18 protein-coding genes are annotated in these 19118 nt (G+C 59.2%); 12 read left to right on the top strand and 6 right to left on the bottom strand.

The window, feature by feature from the left end; translation table 11 throughout:
• Nucleotides 1-79 precede the first annotated feature (79 nt).
• From ACVWYY_RS03295 to ACVWYY_RS03270, 6 genes are all read left to right on the top strand, one after another.
• A complete protein-coding gene (locus ACVWYY_RS03295) occupies nucleotides 80-2554 on the top strand; it encodes an ATP-dependent Clp protease ATP-binding subunit (protein WP_011432255.1) in 2475 nt (824 codons plus the stop codon).
• A gap of 127 nt (nucleotides 2555-2681) precedes the next feature.
• On the top strand, nucleotides 2682-3317 hold the full coding sequence (locus ACVWYY_RS03290; RefSeq protein ID WP_414349574.1) for an ATP-dependent Clp protease proteolytic subunit: 636 nt from the start codon (nucleotides 2682-2684) through the stop codon (nucleotides 3315-3317).
• Between the two features lie 17 nt (nucleotides 3318-3334).
• The gene (locus ACVWYY_RS03285) at nucleotides 3335-3604 is read left to right on the top strand and encodes a hypothetical protein (protein ID WP_457402888.1); all 270 of its coding nucleotides are present in this window, start codon (nucleotides 3335-3337) and stop codon (nucleotides 3602-3604) included.
• Between the two features lie 37 nt (nucleotides 3605-3641).
• Nucleotides 3642-3989 carry a Uma2 family endonuclease gene (locus tag ACVWYY_RS03280; RefSeq protein WP_414418101.1) on the top strand — a complete coding sequence of 116 codons (348 nt, stop codon included), beginning with the start codon at nucleotides 3642-3644 and terminating at the stop codon, nucleotides 3987-3989.
• The gene (locus tag ACVWYY_RS03275; protein ID WP_011432257.1) at nucleotides 3937-4548 is read left to right on the top strand and encodes an ATP-dependent Clp protease proteolytic subunit; all 612 of its coding nucleotides are present in this window, start codon (nucleotides 3937-3939) and stop codon (nucleotides 4546-4548) included. Before ACVWYY_RS03280 ends, ACVWYY_RS03275 begins: the two co-directional genes overlap by 53 nt.
• Nucleotides 4549-4655: 107 nt before the next feature.
• Nucleotides 4656-4958 carry a hypothetical protein gene (locus ACVWYY_RS03270; RefSeq protein ID WP_457402886.1) on the top strand — a complete coding sequence of 101 codons (303 nt, stop codon included), beginning with the start codon at nucleotides 4656-4658 and terminating at the stop codon, nucleotides 4956-4958.
• A 4-nt stretch (nucleotides 4959-4962) separates the two neighbouring features.
• Here the strand turns inward: ACVWYY_RS03270 and ACVWYY_RS03265 are convergent, their stop codons facing one another.
• A complete protein-coding gene (locus tag ACVWYY_RS03265) occupies nucleotides 4963-5550 on the bottom strand; it encodes a chromophore lyase CpcT/CpeT (protein ID WP_011432259.1) in 588 nt (195 codons plus the stop codon).
• Between the two features lie 8 nt (nucleotides 5551-5558).
• On the opposite strand from ACVWYY_RS03265, the gene ACVWYY_RS03260 reads away from it, so the two are divergent.
• Complete coding sequence (locus tag ACVWYY_RS03260) at nucleotides 5559-6953, top strand: malic enzyme-like NAD(P)-binding protein (RefSeq protein ID WP_011432260.1); 1395 nt, start codon at nucleotides 5559-5561, stop codon at nucleotides 6951-6953.
• Nucleotides 6954-7053: 100 nt separating this feature from the next.
• Here ACVWYY_RS03260 and ACVWYY_RS03255 read toward each other — a convergent pair whose 3' ends face one another.
• Together ACVWYY_RS03255 and ACVWYY_RS03250 are read right to left on the bottom strand one after the other, a co-directional pair.
• On the bottom strand, nucleotides 7054-7722 hold the full coding sequence (locus ACVWYY_RS03255) for a putative CRISPR-associated protein (RefSeq protein WP_457402884.1): 669 nt from the start codon (nucleotides 7720-7722) through the stop codon (nucleotides 7054-7056).
• Nucleotides 7719-7991, bottom strand: coding sequence for a hypothetical protein (locus ACVWYY_RS03250; protein WP_011432262.1), 273 nt, complete (start codon nucleotides 7989-7991; stop codon nucleotides 7719-7721). Before ACVWYY_RS03250 ends, ACVWYY_RS03255 begins: the two co-directional genes overlap by 4 nt.
• A gap of 753 nt (nucleotides 7992-8744) precedes the next feature.
• Here ACVWYY_RS03250 and ACVWYY_RS03245 point away from each other — a divergent pair.
• Nucleotides 8745-9440, top strand: coding sequence for a DUF1614 domain-containing protein (locus ACVWYY_RS03245; RefSeq protein ID WP_457402882.1), 696 nt, complete (start codon nucleotides 8745-8747; stop codon nucleotides 9438-9440).
• Here the strand turns inward: ACVWYY_RS03245 and ACVWYY_RS03240 are convergent.
• Together ACVWYY_RS03240 and ACVWYY_RS03235 are read right to left on the bottom strand one after the other, a co-directional pair.
• A complete protein-coding gene (locus ACVWYY_RS03240; protein ID WP_457439595.1) occupies nucleotides 9437-11611 on the bottom strand; it encodes a caspase family protein in 2175 nt (724 codons plus the stop codon). The genes ACVWYY_RS03245 and ACVWYY_RS03240 overlap by 4 nt on opposite strands.
• 266 nt (nucleotides 11612-11877) lie before the next feature.
• Nucleotides 11878-12756 carry a CPBP family intramembrane glutamic endopeptidase gene (locus tag ACVWYY_RS03235; RefSeq protein WP_457439593.1) on the bottom strand — a complete coding sequence of 293 codons (879 nt, stop codon included), beginning with the start codon at nucleotides 12754-12756 and terminating at the stop codon, nucleotides 11878-11880.
• A 212-nt stretch (nucleotides 12757-12968) separates the two neighbouring features.
• Here ACVWYY_RS03235 and ACVWYY_RS03230 point away from each other — a divergent pair, with 212 nt between their 5' ends.
• Nucleotides 12969-14888, top strand: a complete 1920-nt coding sequence (locus ACVWYY_RS03230; RefSeq protein WP_011432269.1) for an ABC1 kinase family protein — start codon at nucleotides 12969-12971, stop codon at nucleotides 14886-14888.
• On the opposite strand, the gene ACVWYY_RS03225 is transcribed toward ACVWYY_RS03230, so the two are convergent.
• Entirely contained in the window at nucleotides 14885-15283 is a 399-nt protein-coding gene (locus tag ACVWYY_RS03225) for a hypothetical protein (RefSeq protein WP_414330450.1), read from the bottom strand. The genes ACVWYY_RS03230 and ACVWYY_RS03225 overlap by 4 nt on opposite strands.
• Before the next feature lie 509 nt (nucleotides 15284-15792).
• Between ACVWYY_RS03225 and ACVWYY_RS03220 the strand changes: the two genes are divergently transcribed.
• The 3 genes from ACVWYY_RS03220 to ACVWYY_RS03210 all read left to right on the top strand — a co-directional run bounded on the left by ACVWYY_RS03220 (nucleotide 15793) and on the right by ACVWYY_RS03210 (nucleotide 18998).
• Nucleotides 15793-16686: a prephenate/arogenate dehydrogenase gene (locus ACVWYY_RS03220; protein WP_457439591.1), complete on the top strand. Its 894-nt coding sequence runs from the start codon at nucleotides 15793-15795 to the stop codon at nucleotides 16684-16686.
• A gap of 80 nt (nucleotides 16687-16766) precedes the next feature.
• Complete coding sequence (locus ACVWYY_RS03215) at nucleotides 16767-17516, top strand: cytochrome c biogenesis protein CcdA (RefSeq protein ID WP_457402875.1); 750 nt, start codon at nucleotides 16767-16769, stop codon at nucleotides 17514-17516.
• 111 nt (nucleotides 17517-17627) lie between these two features.
• Nucleotides 17628-18998: a cytochrome c biogenesis protein gene (locus ACVWYY_RS03210; RefSeq protein WP_457402873.1), complete on the top strand. Its 1371-nt coding sequence runs from the start codon at nucleotides 17628-17630 to the stop codon at nucleotides 18996-18998.
• The last annotated feature ends 120 nt before the right edge of the window (nucleotides 18999-19118 follow it).

The raw sequence follows: 19118 nt of genomic DNA, 5'->3' as shown, positions 1-19118 counted from the left end.
CCCTTGGTTTCGCCTGAACTTGTGCTAGGATTACCCCTATCAAGTCCGCCTTGATGCAGGCGTAGGGAGCCCGAGGATCATGTTTGAACGCTTTACAGAAAAAGCCATCAAGGTGATCATGCTGGCCCAAGAAGAAGCCAGACGGTTAGGTCACAATTTCGTTGGCACCGAGCAAATTTTGTTGGGGTTAATCGGCGAGGGCACTGGGGTCGCCGCCAAAGTTCTCAAGTCCATGGGAGTGAACTTGAAGGACGCCCGTATTGAGGTCGAGAAAATCATCGGTCGGGGATCCGGTTTTGTGGCCGTCGAGATCCCTTTCACTCCCCGCGCCAAGCGAGTGCTGGAACTCTCTCTAGAAGAGGCCCGCCAGCTCGGCCACAACTACATCGGCACTGAGCACCTGCTCCTGGGCCTAATCCGAGAAGGGGAAGGGGTGGCAGCCCGCGTTTTGGAAAACCTGGGGGTGGATCTCTCCAAGGTGCGCACCCAGGTGATCCGCATGTTGGGCGAGACCGCCGAAGTGACGGCGGGGGGGGGATCCTCCAGCCGCACCAAAACGCCCACCCTGGACGAATTCGGCTCCAACCTCACCCAACTGGCCCAGGAGGGCAAGCTGGATCCGGTGGTCGGTCGGACGCGGGAGATCGAGCGGGTGATCCAGATCCTGGGCCGCCGCACCAAGAACAACCCCGTCCTCATTGGCGAGCCGGGGGTAGGCAAAACCGCCATCGCCGAGGGTTTGGCCCAGCGCATCGTGCAGGGGGATGTGCCGGATATTTTGGCCGACAAGCGGGTGATCAGCCTGGATATTGGCTTGCTGGTGGCCGGCACCAAGTACCGCGGCGAGTTTGAAGAGCGCCTCAAGAAAATCATGGATGAGATCCGCAATGCCGGCAACATCATCCTGGTCATCGACGAGGTGCATACCCTGATCGGGGCCGGGGCTGCCGAAGGGGCGATTGATGCCGCCAACATCCTCAAGCCTGCTTTGGCCCGCGGCGAGCTGCAGTGCATCGGCGCCACCACCCTGGATGAGTACCGCAAGCACATCGAGCGGGATGCTGCTCTGGAGCGCCGCTTCCAGCCCATCATGGTGGGCGAGCCGACGGTCTCCGAGACCATCGAGATCCTGTTTGGCTTGCGGGAGCGCTACGAGCAGCACCACAAGCTGAAGATCTCCGATGCGGCCTTGGATGCAGCCGCCAAGCTGGCCGACCAGTACATCTCCGACCGCTTCCTGCCGGATAAGGCCATCGATTTGATCGACGAGGCTGCTTCGCGGGTGCGCCTGATCAACTCTCAACTGCCCCCGGCGGCCCGGGAGCTGGATCAAGAGTTGCGGCGAGTGCTCAAGGAGAAAGACGCTGCGGTGCGGGCCCAGAACTTCGACAAGGCTGGTGAGCTGCGGGATCGGGAGATGGAGATCAAGCAGCAGATCCGCGCCATTGCCGCTGCCAAAAAAGCCGAGGAGAGCAGCCGCAGCGAAATGCCCGAGGTAACCGAAGAGGACGTGGCCCAAGTGGTCAGCGCCTGGACGGGGGTGCCGGTGGCCAAGCTGACCGAGAGCGAGTCAGTGAAGCTGCTGAACATGGAAGAAACCCTGCACCAGCGCATCATCGGCCAAGACGAAGCGGTGCGGGCCATCTCCCGGGCCATCCGCCGCGCTCGGGTGGGGCTGAAAAATCCCAACCGCCCCATCGCCAGCTTCATCTTCTCCGGCCCAACAGGGGTGGGCAAAACCGAGCTGACCAAGGCTTTGGCAGCCTACTTCTTCGGCTCCGAGTCGGCCATGATCCGCCTCGACATGTCGGAATACATGGAGCGGCACACGGTCAGCAAGCTGATCGGATCCCCGCCGGGCTATGTGGGCTACAACGAGGGGGGTCAGCTCACCGAGGCGGTGCGGCGTCGCCCCTACACGGTGGTGCTTTTCGATGAGATCGAGAAGGCGCACCCGGATGTGTTTAACCTATTGCTGCAAATCCTGGAGGATGGCCGCCTGACCGATGCCAAAGGCCGCACGGTGGACTTCAAGAACACCCTGATCGTGATGACCTCTAACATCGGCTCGAAGGTCATCGAGAAGGGCGGCGGCAGCCTCGGCTTCGAGTTCAACACCAACGACGAGGATGCCAACTACAACCGCATCCGCAACCTGGTGAATGAGGAGCTGAAGCAGTACTTCCGTCCGGAGTTCCTCAACCGCGTGGACGAGATCATCGTCTTCCGGCAACTGACCAAGGATGAGGTGAAGCAGATTGCCGACATCCTGCTCAAGGAAGTGTTTGACCGCATGACGGAGAAGAAAATCCGCCTTACGGTCAGCGACCGCTTCAAAGACTTGGTGGTGGAGGAGGGGTATAACCCCAGCTACGGGGCACGCCCGCTGCGCCGCGCCATCCAACGCCTGCTGGAAGACATCCTGGCGGAAGAGATCCTGACTGGGCATGTCCGGGAGGGATCGGAGGTGCTCATCGATGTGGATGAGGAGCGCAAGCCCAAGGTGCTGGTCACGGAGCCGGAGCGGGTTCTCTTGCCTCAAGGGGCGGAGTAAAGCTGGCTTTGAGAGGTCCTCAGACTGCAAGGGATCCGTTGGGATGCTGCGGATCCCTTGTGGTCCTCAAGTGTTGTTTTTCTGGTGTTTTTCAGTTGAACAGACCCAGGCGTAGGAGATCTCTGGCATGGTGCAATCGACCTACTACTACTATGGCGGCGCTCCGGTTCGTACCCCACCCCCAGATTTGGCTTCGCTGCTGCTGCAGGAGCGCATTGTCTACCTGGGCTTGCCCCTTGCAGAGGAGTCGAATGCCAACGTCACCAAGCTGATCATCGAGCAACTGCTGTATCTGCAGTACGAGGATCGGGAAAAGCCGATCAAGATGTACATCAACTCGACGGGCACCTATAACTACGACACAGCGGCCTTTGCCATTCTGGACACCATGAACTACATCAAGCCGCCTGTGCATACTATCTGCATCGGCAATGCCATTGGGATGGCGGCCATGTTATTGGCAGCAGGAGCCAAAGGATTTCGGGCCAGTCTGCCCAATGCCACGATCGTGCTCCACCAGCCCTATGGGGGCACCCGTGGACAGGCCAGCGACATCGAAATTCGCACCCGCGAGATTCTGACTTTGCGCAACATGATGCTGGAGCAACTGTCCCGCAGCACGGGCCAGCCTATGGAGCGCATCAAGAAGGACACGGAGCGGCTGTTTTTCATGACCCCAGAAGAGGCCAAAGCCTACGGCCTCATCGATCAGGTGCTGACCAGTTCCAAAGGCGTGCCGAAGTTGGCAACAGCCAAAAACTGAAGCAGAGGGATCCGTCGATGGTTCAAGTTCCCGTACAGCCTTTGACGGTGGGGGAGTACCTACGCCTCACGGACGGGCTTTATGAAGGACGGGTTGAACCTGAAGACGGGTCCATTCGGGAAGCCGAGGAGCGTATGAACACCCTCATTGAGCTGTTTCTGGTTGCGGAATTGCCCAAGTTTTTGCCCATCCAACGCCTGAGCTTGGGCCAAGTTGAGGTCGAAGTGCCCGCAGCCAAGGCTCGGTTTCGCAATCCAGAGGTGATGGCTTTGCATCCCGCTATGTGAGCTTGCTGGGAAACGGTTGCGGAATCCTTGCCTGCACATGCCCCTGCCGCTGTTGGTGGTGGAAGTCGTTTCCCCCGGAGTAGACAATGAAAAACACGATTATCAAGACAAGCGCAAAGATTACGCTGCCCGTGGGATCCCGGAATACTGGATTGTGGATCCAGCCAAGCAGTCCGTTTCCGCGGTGCGCTGGGTTGGCGGAGAATACGAAGGCGAGGTCAAAACTGGATCTGGACGCATTGTTTCCTCGGTTTTGCCCCAGCTGGATTTGAGCGCGGAAGATATCTTACAAGCGCGTCGTTCTGTGTTTCATACTTTGCCAGGAGAAACTTATGCCGATTGGAGTGCCTCGGGTTCCCTACCGTTTGCCCGGCGAGCCCTATAGCCAGTGGATTAGCCTTGACGATCGCCTGTACCAAGAGCGGATTTTGTTTATCGGCGAGCCCATTGACGATAGCTTGGCCAATACCATCGTGGGGGTGATGCTCTACCTCAACTCGCAGGATCCGCAAAAGGACATTGTGATGTACATCAATTCTCCCGGTGGCTCTGTGACGGCGGGCATGGCCATCTACGACACCATGAACCACATCAAGCCAGATATCGTTACGGTTTGCGTGGGCCAAGCAGCTTCAATGGGAGCCTTTTTGTTGGCTGCTGGCACCAAGGGCAAGCGGTTTGCCCTGCCCCACTCCCGCATCATGCTGCACCAGCCTTCGCTGGGCACGATCCAAGGCCAAGCCAGCGACATTGAAATTCGCGCCCGCGAAACTCTGCGAGTCAAACGACGCATGAACGAGATCTTGGCGCAAACCACCGGCCAACCGCTGGAGAAAATCGAGCGGGATGTGGAGCGAGACTTTTACCTCTCGGCCACGGAAGCTCAGGCTTACGGCATCGTGGATCGGGTGATCCAAGAGCGCTCGGAAGCCATGGCCAGCTAAAGGGATCCCCCCCTTTCCCCCAGCAACAGGTCGAGGGGTTGGGAAAGGTTGGGAGGGATCCCTTCAAGGGGTGGAGTTCAGTGGACAACGCTAGGAGAACCGGTCGGATGGGCCAACGGCTCTGGAGTGCAGGACTGGGCTGCTGCGCGGGTCTGCTGCTGCTTTGGCCGGAAGCTTGGGCACTGCCCCCTGCCGATGAGATCCCGGAAGAGGTGTTGCGGGCCCAGCCAGATTTGCGGGCTCGCTCTCCGGTCGATAATCAGCCCCTCACCGCCGCCGAAGCTCTAGAACTCCAGGAAGCCTTGGCAGCTCGGCCCGAAACCGGATCTGTCTCTCCAGAGGTGGAGCGGCTGATCTTTTTGCTCAGGCTGCGCAAAGGGTTTCGAGATCTGTTTCCCTTCCTGTTTTGAAGGTTCAGACCTGAAGAGGAGCCGGTGGGATCCCTTTTTGGTAGCGGTAGGGTCCGGCGCGGGATCCCCAGGTTTGTTGGCCAGTGGCGGCGTCAAAGCCCCGATCCCAGGTGATGAATTCGCTGGGGGTGAGGTCGAACTCGATGTGGATATAGGTGCTATCCCCGGGGTTCAGACGACATTCTCCACCTGGCAGCATTTCGCCGTGGTAGCAGTCTGGGCGCTTTTCCACCAAAATGCGACAACCGGGCAAATGCTCCAGGTCGGCCAAGGAGAGCTGCGCCAAGCGCTGCGGATCCTGAGAGGCACCTGCCCAAGCTGCTTGATCCCGCAATTTGTAGTTCTCGATCCGCAAGGGATCCCCCAATACCTGGAGCACCCGGCTGCGATAAAACTGGCCCGGCGTGTGCTGGTTAAATTGCTCGGTAAAAAAGCCGATCCCCTCCGAGAACAGGTGGGGAAGGCGCACGTACCAAAGGCTGACCGGCACAAACCACACCGGCTCTGCCATCGCCTGGGTGCGGTTGCTGTAGTAGCCCTCCAGCCAGTTGGCCAGGGTGTGCAAGTCGGAAGCGGATTTTTCGTCTACCATAGGGAGCTATGACAAAACTTACCCCCAGCTCTAGCTATAGCATTGCCCTGCGCATTCGCCTGCTCAACCAGCCGGGAGCCCTAGCCCGCGTCACCCAGGCCATTGCGGAAGTGGGAGGCAGCCTCAGCCAGATCGATCTCATCCACCAATCGGCAGCAGAAACGGTGCGAGAAATCTGTGTAGATGCCGTCAGCAGCGAGCATGCTCAGCAAATTTACACCGCCGTTGCCTCCTTGGCCAATGTGAAGGTGGAGCGGGTGGTGGACCGCACCTTTGAGCTGCACCGCGGGGGAAAGCTGCAGGTGGTGGCCAAAAGCCCCCTGGAGAGCGCCGCCGATCTGGCCATGGCCTACACGCCGGGGGTGGGGCGGGTTTCCCTAGAAATTGCTGCCAACCCCGCCGCGGTCTATGAGTACACCATCAAGGGCAACAGTGTAGGCATTGTAACCGATGGCAGTGCGGTGCTGGGCTTGGGGAATGTCGGCCCGGAGGCAGCTTTGCCGGTGATGGAGGGGAAGGCGGCGCTGTTCAAGCGCTTTGCCGATATCGATGCCTTTCCTCTGTGCCTGGCCACTCAGGAGGTGGGGGAAATTGTAGAGACGGTGGTGCGCCTGGCGCCGGGATTTGGCGGCTTTAACCTGGAAGACATCAGCGCCCCTCGCTGCTTTGCCATTGAGTCTCAGCTCAAGGCCCGCCTCAACCTGCCGGTGTTTCACGACGATCAGCACGGCACCGCCATTGTGGTGCTGGCGGCGCTGCTGAATGCCCTGAAAGTGGTGAAAAAGAGCCTAGACGAGGTGCGCATTGTCCTCAACGGGGCCGGGGCAGCCGGCATTGCCGTGACGCAACTGCTGCGGCGGGCCGGGGCAGCCCACATCCTGGTCTGCGACCGCCAAGGGATCCTTAGCCGCTCCCGTTCCGATCTCACCCCCGAGAAGGCGGCCATTGCCGTCGAGGAGAAGGGATCCCTGGCGGAAGCCTTGGTGGGAGCGGATGTGTTTATTGGGGTGAGCGTGGCCAATGCCCTGACAGTGGAGATGGTAGAAAAAATGGCACCGGATCCCATCGTCTTTGCCCTGGCCAACCCGGTGCCCGAGATCCAGCCGGAGCTGGTGGGCAATCGGGTGGCAGTGATGGCCACGGGCCGCAGCGACTACCCCAACCAAATCAACAACGTGCTGGCCTTTCCGGGCGTGTTTCGCGGCGCCCTCGACTGCCGCGCCAAGCAGATCAACACCGAGATGTGTGTGGCTGCCGCTCAGGCCATTGCTGCCTTGATCCCTGCCGAAGAGTTGGATCCCCAGTGGATCATCCCCTCGGTCTTCGACGGGCGGGTGGTTCCTCAGGTGGCCGCTGCGGTAATCCAGGCTGCCCGCCAAACCGGCGTGGCCGGGATCCCTTGAGGGCTACCTAGGGCACCAGGTGACAAGCCACAAAATGCCCCGCGCTCACCTCGCGAAAGGCCGGGGGTGGATCTTGGCCTGTTCCTTCCCTGGGGGGAACTCACACCAGACGACCCAAGCGCTCCCGCAACTCAGCGGCGGCCTGCTCCAGGTGCTCAGGGGTGTAACCGGTGGTCTCTACCCTGACAGCAAGGTGGGTGTCCTGGCTCTCGTGGAGGTGGATCCACAGAATGTGGCGGCCGTCCTCTGTTTTGCGGTTTGCAGCTTTGAGGCTGTTTTTGGGGGCAGAGTAAGCGTGCGGGTCGTAGCGGACCAGATCCACCCAGGGAATGTCTCGCAGGAGTTTTTCCACCTTGACCCAGCTGCGAGGACGGTGGTGGCTGCTGTCGACCTGCAGCTGGATGACTTCGGAGCGAGGTCGGCCTGAAAAGGACTCCGTCCCGCTGGCGCGATCGGGAAGACCTGCCCGAGGGATCCGGGGCTGAACTTCCGGCTGTAGGTAGGGCAGGTAGACCAAAGACTTGTATTGCTCATGGATGTAGCAAACTGGGATCCCCAATTGGCTGCCCACCACAGCCATGATCATGGCTTGGGCTTTGAACCCACCGGTGGCGGCAAAGGTGACGATCCCCTTGGCGCTCTCTGCCAACTGTTTCAACAGCTCGGCCATCCGCTCCAGAGAGGATCCCTCTAGCTCGTAGTCGATGCCGGGAAGGGGCACCAGAGAAACCTGTTGTTGGCCCAGTTCTCTTTCAAAGAAGAGCTTCAAAATCCGGGCACACTCCAGCCCATTGCGGAGTGCAGCAGAACCAAAGCATCGCCGGGGGTGGGATCCAGGCGGTAGTAGGTGTTGGTTAAGGACTCCGTCCCGCTGGCGCGATCGGCGCTGATCAGCTCCAGATCGGTTCTTTTCATCCAGGCCAGCGCTTGCTCCGGATCCCCGATGGTTTTTTGTCCCACCCAGGGGCGCTGCGGCTGCAGGTCTTTGTCAAGGTTGGTGAGCAAGGAGGTGCCCACAGTCATGATGATGGTCTGCATGATAGGCGGTTAACTCAAATTTTTCGAGAGCTCTGTCTTGCTTTGCGCCCAGAGCAGCTGGACTTTGCCGATTCTGCTATCTTCTCTGATATCTTCAAATCTGGAAAGTAACTTCGTTGCCCTTGATGTTGGTGATGGTGGCCTTCAGTTTTTGACCAATCTGGAAGCAGGCTTGGCGGGCCCGCTGTTGGGTCTAGTCTTGTGGGTATTGGTTGTTTTGCTGTGGTCTGTCCTGCTGGGGCTCGTTTGCCGCGCCTTGGGGAACGGCGTCCCTGCGACCAGAGTGGCTGTTGGGCTGGGATCCCTGGTGTGGCGGAGTCTCGCCAGCAGGCATCCCCCCATTCCCGTAGTAGCGGGCCATGCCTAGCCCAGGATCTGCAGCACCTCTGCCGGCCTGTCCTGTAGGGCTACATCTTCAGAGACTACCGCAAGTGGAACATTCATACTGAACAGTATCTGCGCGACCTTTGCTTCGAGACTGTTGAAGAATCTAATCACATCAAAATTCGGTTTTATGGAGATCCGCGCTATCAAATCGTTATGGCTAAAACTCCTGGCGACTGGAGGGCTGGCCGCAATATTTCAAGGACTCCGTCCCGCTAACGCGATCGGGATATTCGCAACCTCATTTTTGGCCTTTGAGATCCTGAAACGAATAAAGTTTAGTTGCAAACCTAACTTTCTCAGGGGGCACGCAGCTGAGAAAAGTTGAACCGAGTCCTGATAGGCTGAAGAAAAGTTGGGATCCCTGCCATGTTCTACCTGCCGGTCTCGCTGCTGTTGTTTTTCATGCTGGTGTTGCTGCTGCCTTTCCTCTGGCTGGGGCTGGCAGTGGATGTGGTGGCGCTGGCGGTGGGAAAGCTGGGGTTCTCGCGGGAGGGAGCGCTGTTACTGCTGCTGGCCATCCTGGTGGGCAGCTCGGTCAATATTCTCCTCTATCGGGTGAAATGCGAGGTGACGCTGGTAGAAGACCTAGCTAGCTTGTGGATGCGGCAGTTCTGGGGGATCCCTTTGACCAAGCTTTCCCAGGAGACGGTGATTGCCTTAAACGTGGGCGGGGGGCTGATCCCGGTGCTCTTGGCCCTATACCAATTTGGGCGGGCCGATAGCGTGCTGATCCTGGCGGTAACGGCGCTGGTAACCTTGGTCAGCTACTATGCTTCCCACGTGGTGCCCGGGAAAGGACTCCGTCCCGCTGGCGCGATCGGCATTCAGATGAATCCTCTAATTGCCCCAGCTACAGCAGCCTTGGCCGCTTTGTTCTGGGCTGGGGATCAGGCGCCAGCGGTGGCCTTTGCCGGCGGGGTTTTGGGTACCCTTATCGGGGCGGATCTCCTGCACTTGCCGGAGGTGTTGCGGCGCAATTGCTCAGGCATTCTCAGCATTGGCGGGGCCGGGGTTTTCGATGGTATTGCCCTCTGTGGCTTGTTTGCCCTGCTGCTGAGCTAAACCAGCAAATAGGTAAGGGAAAGGGTGATGGATTGGGCGGGATCCAGCCAACGCAAGTCGGGATCCCCTTCGGAGGCACGCTGAGTCAACTCCTCGAGGAGCGTTTGCGTCCATTCCAGCGGCCCATTGAGCAACATCGGCGAACGGGCTACCCCCAGTTTGCGGGCCATAGCCTTGAGGGCTTCCAAGCTGGCGGACAGGGGGCGGGTGCTGGCCACAAACAACAGCTCCGTCAGCCCTTGGGCATGACAGGTGAGCAAGTCAGAGCTCACAGCAGAGCGCAGCTCGCCATCGACCTCCGGCAAGGGTGGCAAAGTTAAACTGCTCTTGGCTTCCAAGCGAAGAGGTGTGGTGAAGTTGTCCTGAGGCAGGGGGGCCAGCAGGTGCAGTTGTCCGGTCGGGTCGATCAGCAACAGGTAGCCGAACAGATGCTGATCGCTGTTGTTGCAAAGGGTGAGATGCAAGGGATCCCCTCGCGTAAACCGCTGCATACCCACCTCAGCAGGAGCGGAAGTTGCGGACTGGACAAGGCGTGCCGCCAACGAGGGAGCTAAGGACTCCGTCCCGCTGGCGCGATTGGCAGCTCTACCTTTGACAGCCAACTCCGCCACCACCGCCAAGGAAGAGGAAACCGCATTGAGAGTGGTGCGCAAACGTTTGGCAGCCAGCAGATGGGCAAGACGGGGAGCTAACCGCTGGACGGCCATTGCTGCGGCTTCTCCTGCCGGGCCACAAGAATTCAGGAGCAATTCTCGCCCCGGCCAGAACAGGCTGTAGCTGTTCACTTCCAGAGGCTTGAGCAGGGTGTCCGACCGTTCGCGCCAGCGGGACGGAGTCCTAAAAGCAGCGGCCATTTCCGGGGTGATGCGGCCCAACAAACAGTCCACCTGTCGCTCGCGGGGGTTGGCCGTTTCCATCCAGCTATAGCCGGCAATGGCATTGGTCAGATCCACCTTTTCAATGCGGCCCAGGTTCTCCTCTAGGCCAACCAAAAGCTTGAGCGTGCTGGAGAGGCCGCGCAGCTGCTCCCGCAAAGGTGTGCCCACAGGGGGAAGCTGCCCTTCCGGACTGGCCATCTGAACCTGAGCCAACAGCCCACTGCGAGAACGCATGAGCAGCGGCGTCGGCGAAGAGGCGGAAGGATCGGCGGGAATGGGAACCAAAAGAGTACCCGGCTGCAAACCACACAGGGCCGCCGATGGGATCCCGCCTAACCACACCTGAGCCCGATTCCCCTTCACTTCTTGGACTACCCCGCTCACCCCTGCCTGCGTGGGCGCAAGAAAATAGGGGTGGATGTGTCGAGCAGTGTCTTTGCCTTCCAAGGTGGGGCGTTGGCAGGCGAATAGGCCCAGCTCTCGCCGGCTAACCACTTGGTTAAAGGCCACCAGCAGACGAGTGGCAGGCGTGGTTTCCCACAGGTACTGCGTCAGCAGATAGGTGAGTACCCCAGCATAGAATCCTGGCCAAGCGGCTTCTGCTGCCAAGTCTTGCGGGGTGGTGGCCGAAATCAGCAAGCCCTTGGGCGGAGACGGCCAAACCCGCTGCGGCTCCGATCGCGCCAGCGGGACGGAGTCCTTGGAGTCCGAGATCGCGGCTGGGGGACGGGAACGCAGTTGCAAGTTGCCTCGCACCGACGGCGAGACATAGGTAAAGCCACAGTCCAGAAGGGTGGTGATCTGGGCAGTGCCCAAGCCTTCCAAAAGCCGGAAAAAGCTGTCTAGCTCCATTGCTGCCACTCCCTCAGAGCCAGACAACAGCAGCACCGGCTGCCAACAGTTGGGCGCGGATCCCAGCCGCCACTGGCCATAGCCGCTAAACTGCACCACTACCGTTTCAGCCGTGTGACCTTGACCCCCCAAGTGCTCTGCAAAGGCCGATTGGATCCCAGCCGGCGTGGCTGCCCCATCGGTAAGGGTGAGAATGTCTGCCGGGTCAAAACCAAAGCGATAGAGGAGTAGCTCCCGCTGCAACTCCACATCTGTCAAACACCCTTGTAGCGCGGATCCCTCGCCAAGGTAGCGGTTAATACCGATGAGAACAGCCAGCTTGCGGGAGCCAGCCGCCAAAGCTTGCCCATATCGCTTAGCCCGGCCCCTCAACCAGCCAGGGGATAGGCCAAGACCGGCAGCAACCAGGAGGAGTTTTTGCAGAAAAGACCGCCTTTCCATGTTGACCCTCTGGGCTGACCCCCGGCCCAACGACTACCCCATCGGCCAGCGAGCCACAGCTAAACTTTGCACTGGAATCTGTTGCTGCCTATTTCAGGATATCCCCATCCACACAGCTTTTTCCCGAGATCGAGTGACAGTTTTTGGCGTTTTCTTTGCATTCCTTATCAATCAAACCTCCGCTACTTCCCATGGGGATCCCACGGCAGCGCTCTTCTGTCAGACAAGTCCGTCAGACAGGAGGGAAAGTGTGAGGAAGTCAATACTCAGCGGTTCAGGAAATAGGGCAAGCAAGCCCCACGCTCCGGCCAATGGAAGCGGACGAAGGGAACCAAAATGAACCCAGCTATCCCCAGACAGAACAGGCCAAAGTAGAGGTGGAAAGCCCCGACTGGATCAGCTGGTTCCATCCTTCCCCCTCCTAGGGATCCCAGCGCTAAAGCCAAGAGATTGTTCAAGGCATGAGCCAAGACAGGCAAGGTCAGGGAGCGGGTCTGCAGGTAGAACAGGCCCATCACCAGGCCGAACACCGTCAACCCGACGGGGTTGGGGTGCAGCAGGCCAAATACCCCAGAAGAAGCCAGCAGACCTCTGGAGAGGCCCCACTTGAGGCCCCAGCGGTGTAGCAAGATGCCGCGAAACAGCCACTCCTCCGTTATGGGGGCCACCACCCCAATCGAGAGCCAGCGCAACCCCTGATACACCTGCGGCCAGGCCATTTCTCCATCCTCTTCCCCCAGTGAGTGCAGCATCGACTCCGCCAGCTCCGGCGCAGGCAGGGATACCAGGTAGAGCATCAACAAAGTTGTGCCCAGGGAGAGCACCAGCAAAGCCGGCACCACCCGCAGCAGGGATCCCCAAGGAATAGCAGCCCGCCAGTTGCCCCACAGCCGTCTCATCTGCAGATGGGCTTGCTGCCCCCGTCGCCAGCTCCAGATACAGGTGAGGACAAATGTAGCGCAATAGACAAAGTCGGCCAGCAGAGGATCGTCAGATGGGAGATGAAACAGCTGGGCCAAGGCGATGGCTCCCAAGCCTACCCCCAGGTTGATCACCAAGAAGGCCAACAGCACGTGGCGCGCCTTAAGGGCTGCAAATCCGGTCACACTCGGCTCGGCAGGCCGTAGAGGGGGAGATCCAGACACAGAGGCAGAGAGCGCAGTTTTCCCATTTTAGGTTTGGCGGGGATCCCCAGAGGTGGGCTGCTGTCAACTCCTCGGGGAGAAGACTGAAGATCCTTATTCCGAAGGTTCGTCCCGCCTTTTCAAACCCAATCGCGCAGGCTGGTGGCTGTCTCCGAGGGTCGCCAGGCTGAGCCAGCAAGTTAAGATGTGTTACGGAATCCGTTGGGGCATCTATGGGCGCAACACCGGTAGTGACAATAGCAGCGAGGCAGGATGGCTTGGGTTCTGGGGCTGTCTCCATCCCTCCGGCAGATCTGGGGGTGGTTCCTGAGCCAAGCTTGCGTTACGACCCAGAGCAGTTGGCCAAGCAATATCGAGGGCGCTGGGATCTGGTGGTGCGGCGCCTGTTTCAGTTGATCACCCCCTTTTTGGGCTTGTTGGCCTGGGTGTTTTGGGATCGCTGGCGGGGAGTAGAACTGAAGAATCGCCCGAAACATGCGGCCCGGCTACGGGAGATCCTCACGGAATTGGGGCCGACAGCCATCAAAATCGGCCAAGCCCTCTCCACCCGTCCCGATCTGGTTTCGCCCCTGTTTCTGGAGGAGCTGGCCAAACTGCAGGATGAGCTGCCCCCCTTCGAGAATGCCATTGCTTTTGCCCTCATCGAGTCGGAGATCGGCAAACCCATAGACAAAATCTTTCGAGAGATCAGCCCTGAACCGATTGCCGCCGCCAGCTTGGGGCAAGTGTACCAGGCCTACTTGCACAGCGGGGAGAAAGTCGCCGTCAAGGTGCAGCGGCCCGACTTGATTGGGCGCATCTCTCTCGACATGTATATTGTCCGCAGCCTGGCCGCCTGGGCCAAACGCACTTTCCGCCGCATCCGCAGCGACCTGGTGGGCATCGTCGATGAGTTTGCCGGGCGCCTTTACGAAGAGATGGACTACACGCAGGAGGGCCGCAATGCCGAGCGGTTCCTGGCGCTGTACCGTCACCCCTCCATCTACGCTCCCAAAATTTACTGGGAGTACACCCGCACCAAGGTGCTGACGATGGAGTGGATTGATGGCATCAAGCTGACTCAGGTTGACAAAATCGCTGCTGCGGGGCTGGATGGGCGACACCTGATCGAGATCGGTGTCAATTGCTCCCTCAAGCAGCTTTTGGAAAATGGCTTTTTCCACGCCGATCCCCACCCGGGCAACCTCTTGGCCATGTACGACGGGCGGCTGGCCTATATCGATTTCGGCATGATGAGCACCATCGCGCCCCATCAGCGCTACGGCCTGATCAAGGCGATTGTGCATTTGGTAAACCGAGACTTTGCCGGGCTGGCCCAAGACTACGTGGACTTGGAGTTCCTGGATCCAGATACCGACCTGACTCCCATCATCCCTGCTCTGGAAGCTGTCTTCGCCGAAGCGATGGGCAAATCGGTCTCCGAACTGAATTTCAAGAGCATCACCGATCGGCTCTCGGGGGTGATGTACGACTTTCCCTTTCGAGTTCCCGCCTACTACGCCTTGATCATCCGCTCTTTGCTCACCCTGGAAGGGATCGCCATCGGCCTGGATCCCAACTTTAAGGTGTTGAGCGTGGCCTATCCCTACGTGGCTCAGCGCCTGCTCACCGACCCGGCCCCGGAGCTGCGCGTATCCCTGCGGGAGCTGCTGTTTAACCAGGGGCAATTTCGCTGGAACCGCCTGGAGAACCTGCTGCGCAACGCCGTCAACAGCGAGGATTTTGATCTACAGGGATCCCTGGAAAAGGCCGTTGATTTTATCTTTTCTGAGCGGGGCGCTTTCCTGCGGGAGCGCCTAGTGGATGTGCTCTTTTCCAGCTCGGGATCCCAGGGTGGCTCAGATGGCTTGGCTCATTTGCAGCGTCTGTGGGAACTCCTCAGCAGCAACCCGAGCTTTCAGCCGCTGCAGCTTCTGCCGATTGTTGCCAAGGTGGCTGCCAAACCGGAAGCTCAACAACTGGGCCGTCAATTGGCCTCCCGCTGGTTGCAACGCTCGGCAGCCCGCCTCATCCGCGACCTGCTGTTGCCGGATACAGAAAAGCCCAGTTCACCCTCTTCCCTCAACGGGCGTGGCGGGATCCCTGGGCCAGCAACCTCTGCTTCTACCGCTCAACTTCCCCTTCCGGCCTAGCTCAGGTGCTCTTGGGGGGCAGTATCGCTGTTGGGGTTAACAGAGGCCAGAGCCAGCGTAATCCACTCGGAAAATTCATCGCGGCGGAAAACCTGGGGGCGGGAGCGGGGGCCAAAACGCAGCAGGCTGGGCATGCCGTGCTCCTTGAGTCGAGACTGTAGCCAGGTGCCCACACCGGTTTTGCCATCGTTGGGCATTTCGGTTTGGAAGTCACTGTACATCAATAACAACTGGCTGCGAGATTGGAGCACCGCATTCTCTTGAATTAACTTCGGCAAGGAGAGATGGGTGGCTGAAACTGCCCCTTTGCTCCCTTTGGCCGATTCACGACGACGGTCGCGCGGGCGCGGGTTAGTGCTTTCACGGCTCTTGCGGGTTTTGGGTTCACTAGGCATAGAATCTCCTAAACGACAGAGTGCTCCCCAACGGGGGTTAAAGCGGGAACTCGCAGGCCAAAAGCCGAGCCCGCTGTGAAAGTGGCTCGATGGGTACAGTTCTGGAGAATCGCTGAGAAGAGGGACACCTGCTCTTGAGTAAGCGAAGAAGAACTGCGCTGAGCCGGCACGAAAGGCTGGGATCCCTTCGGCGCAACAGCAGTCCACAGCGGGCCGAGCTCCTGCCAATACATCCAAGGCCTGCCCTTGTTTTTCCTGTCGGAGGCCAGTTTGGCTACCACGAATCCGCAGGGCAAGCAAGCCCGGATGTTACCCCTATATTGACTTAAAAATGGACAAGTGGACAGTCCCTGGCCGAGAATTTAGCTGCTGCGGCGGGAGCTTCGGAAGGAACTAGGCTTGCCCGCCGGTGGCGAGTATCGCTGAGCTACGGGAGCGGCCTCCTACTACACCTGGAAGCGGTTGTTGGTGGTGTCCAAAAAGGAGTTTCACTGGCTTACTGAGATACTATGCGCATTGCCATTGTCGGGTTGGGGTTGATCGGCGGATCCCTGGCCCTCAAACTGACCGAAAAGGGATATCCCGTCTGGGGGATAAGCCGCAACCCGGCCACCTGCAAACAGGCTCTGGAACGGGGTGCTGTCCAAGGCTGTGGAACCGAGTTGGCCCAGTTGGCTCGCTTTGATCCGCAAATGGTGCTGATCTGTACCCCTCTGGAGCAGGTGTTGGCCACGCTAGCCGCCCTGTTGCCTTATTTGTCGGCAGAAACCGTGGTGAGCGATGTCGGCTCGGTTAAGCAGCCCATCGTTGCTCCGGCAACCGAATTGTGGCCCTGGTTTGTGGGGGGGCACCCCATGGCCGGCAAAAGCCTGCAAGGGATCCAAGCGGCAGAAGCTGACTTGTTTCGGGGGCGGCCCTACGTGCTCACTCCCATCGCCGAGACCCAACCTCAGGCTCTCGATGCAATGAAAGAGCTGGTTGTTGCCATTGGCGCAGAAGCTGTCCTCACGGATCCCGCCCGCCATGACCGAGCGGTGGCCTGGATCAGCCATTTGCCAGTTATGGTCAGCGCCAGTTTGATCGCAGCGGTTAGCCAAGAAGGGGATCCCGCGATTCTGGAATTGGCCCGCACTTTGGCCAGCAGCGGATTCCGCGATACCAGCCGTGTTGGCGGAGGGATCCCGCAATTGGGTTTGGAGATGGCCCGCCACAACCGGCAGGCGCTGCTGACTGCCCTGAGCAGCTACCAAGCTCAGCTGCGACAGATAGAGCAGTTGATCGATGGCGAAAGGTGGGACGAATTGCTCCTGGTGCTGCAACGAGCTCAACAGGAATGGCAGCAGTTCCCCGTCAACCATCCTCGCGGAATTCCTCACAACCTGCGCGGTGGGAATGGACAGTAGACGTACTCCCCCAAGACTGGGGATCCCAGGGGGGCGGGGGAGTTCATGCTACCTTGAGCTTATGTGGACAGATCGAGCTTATGTTGAGCACGGCTCAGCTTTGGCTTTACCAACTGGAACAATGGGCAACTGAGCTGGTTCAGTTTCAACTGCAGCACCTTTCTCCCGTTAGTCTGTTGGTGGTGGGTCTGGCGGGCTTGCTCACCAGTCTTTCCCCCTGCACGCTGTCTATGCTGCCGGTGACCATCGCCTACATCGGCGGCTACACCCCCGCTTCTGAGGAAACGGCTGGGGAAGGGCGGCTGCAGGTCTGGGCTCAATCCCTGGGTTTTGCGGCTGGCATGGCTTTTACCCTGACCCTGCTGGGTTTGTCGGCAGCTTTGCTGGGTCGCGTTTACGGACAAACGGGATCCTTTGGGCCCACTGTGGCGGGGGGAATTGCCATCTTGATGGGGCTGAACTTGTTGGAGGTGCTCCCCCTGCGTTTTCCCGATGGGTTTAACCGCCTCGAGATCCCCGGGAAATGGCCCAGGTTAGGCCGGGCAGTGTTGCTGGGGTTAACCTTTGGCCTGGTGGCCTCTCCCTGCAGTACGCCGGTTTTGGTGGCTTTGCTGGCTTGGGTTTCCACCACAGGGCAGCCATGGGTAGGGGGTGGGCTGTTGCTGGCTTACGGGCTGGGGTTGGCCTTTCCCCTGCTCCTGGCGGGGGTGTTTACCGGAGCGGTGAAGCAACTGTTGGCCTTGCGGCGCTGGTCGGGCTGGCTCACCTACGCCAGTGGGGTGATGTTGGTGGGGTTCGGCAGCGTAACAATCTTGTCGGCTTGGGCCTAAGGGATCCCTGCTTCTGCAGGCTAAGATGGGGCTACACCTACAGCACCCTGTTGGGGACTGCACCTTGCCTGGCAAGAGCAGCGGTCTGAATCTTGAGCCGACAAACTTCTCATGGTCATATACTCTCTCCCGCTTGCCCGCTGGGTTTCCTCGCTGCGGCGGTACTTTCGTCATGAGCTGCTGCCGCTGCTGGCGGATCTGCGCCTGGCCATTGGCCTTTTGTTGGCGATTGCGGTTTTGAGCGCCACCGGCACGGTAATTGAGCAAGAGGAAACAGCGGCTTTTTATCAAGCCCACTATCCGGAGCATCCGGCCCTGTTTGGCTTTCTCACGTGGCGGGTGATCCTGAACTTGGGATTGGATCACGTCTACCGCACCCCTTGGTTTCTGGCCATTTTGATCCTGTTCGGCAGCAGCCTTATCGCCTGTTCCTTTACGCGCCAGTGGCCAATGCTCAAGGTGGCTCGCCGTTGGAGCTATCTCACCCGTCCGCAGTCTTTTCAGCGCCTGCCCTTTTGGACGTATCTGCCCCAACAATCCTTACAAGGGCTGCCGCAGCAGTTGCGTCGACAGGGCTATCTGGTGTTTCAGGAGGGCCATTACCTCTACGCCCGCAAGGGGTTAATCGGCAGGATCGGCCCCATCTTGGTGCATGTCAGCATGCTGCTGATCTTGCTGGGGGCGATTTGGGGCAGCATTAGCGGCTTCAAGGCCCAAGAACTCATTCCCAGCGGCGGCGTGGCTTCTATTCAACACTTGACCGGAGCAGGGGATCTGGCTCGCGCTCACTTGCCCACCTGGCAAATTCGGGCCAATCGCTTCTGGATTGACTACGCTGCCGATGGCCGTGTCAAGCAGTTTTATTCCGACCTCTCGATCTTGGATCAGGGTCAGGAGGTTAAACGTCAGACCATTTCCGTCAACCATCCTCTCTCCTACCGGGGTGTGACCCTTTACCAAGCCGATTGGAGCATCGACAGCATCCGCATCCGCATCAACAATAGCCCCTCTTTTCAAATCCCGGTGGTGCCGGTGCGCACCGAGGCAGGCAACAAACTCTGGGGCGCTTTTGTGCCCACCCAGCCGGACATGAGCCAGGGCCTCACGCTGCTGCTGCCGGATTTGCAGGGGACAGCCCTGCTCTACGACACTGAAGGGCAATGGATGGGATCCCTGCGCCAAGGCATGAGCTTGGCCCTCGACGAGGTCGCTCCCCAACGCTTCCCCAACCCCCTCACTCTGTATCTGGATGAGGTGATCGGCGCTACCGGACTGCAAATTAAATCCGATCCAGGGATCCCTGCGGTGTATCTCGGATTTGGCCTGTTGATGGTGGGGGTGGTGATGAGCTACTTCAGCTACAGCCAAATCTGGGCTTTGCAAACGGAGACGGGGCTCTACTTGGGGGGCAAAACCAACCGGGCCTTGGTCACCTTCGAGCGAGAATTCGACCGCTTGGTGGAGCATGACTCTAGTCAATAATAAGCTCAACTATACTGAAAATAATAATAATGTATAATATGTTCAGTACGGATTACTACCAGTTGATCTTTCTGTTTACTTTCGAGTCTGCCAACATGGTAGCCAAAGCAAAGCAGAAAA

The organism is Thermostichus sp. MS-CIW-34, from assembly GCF_054060435.1.
Note: the sequence above shows the minus strand (reverse complement) of the source record. Positions and strands in the feature narration are given on the sequence as shown.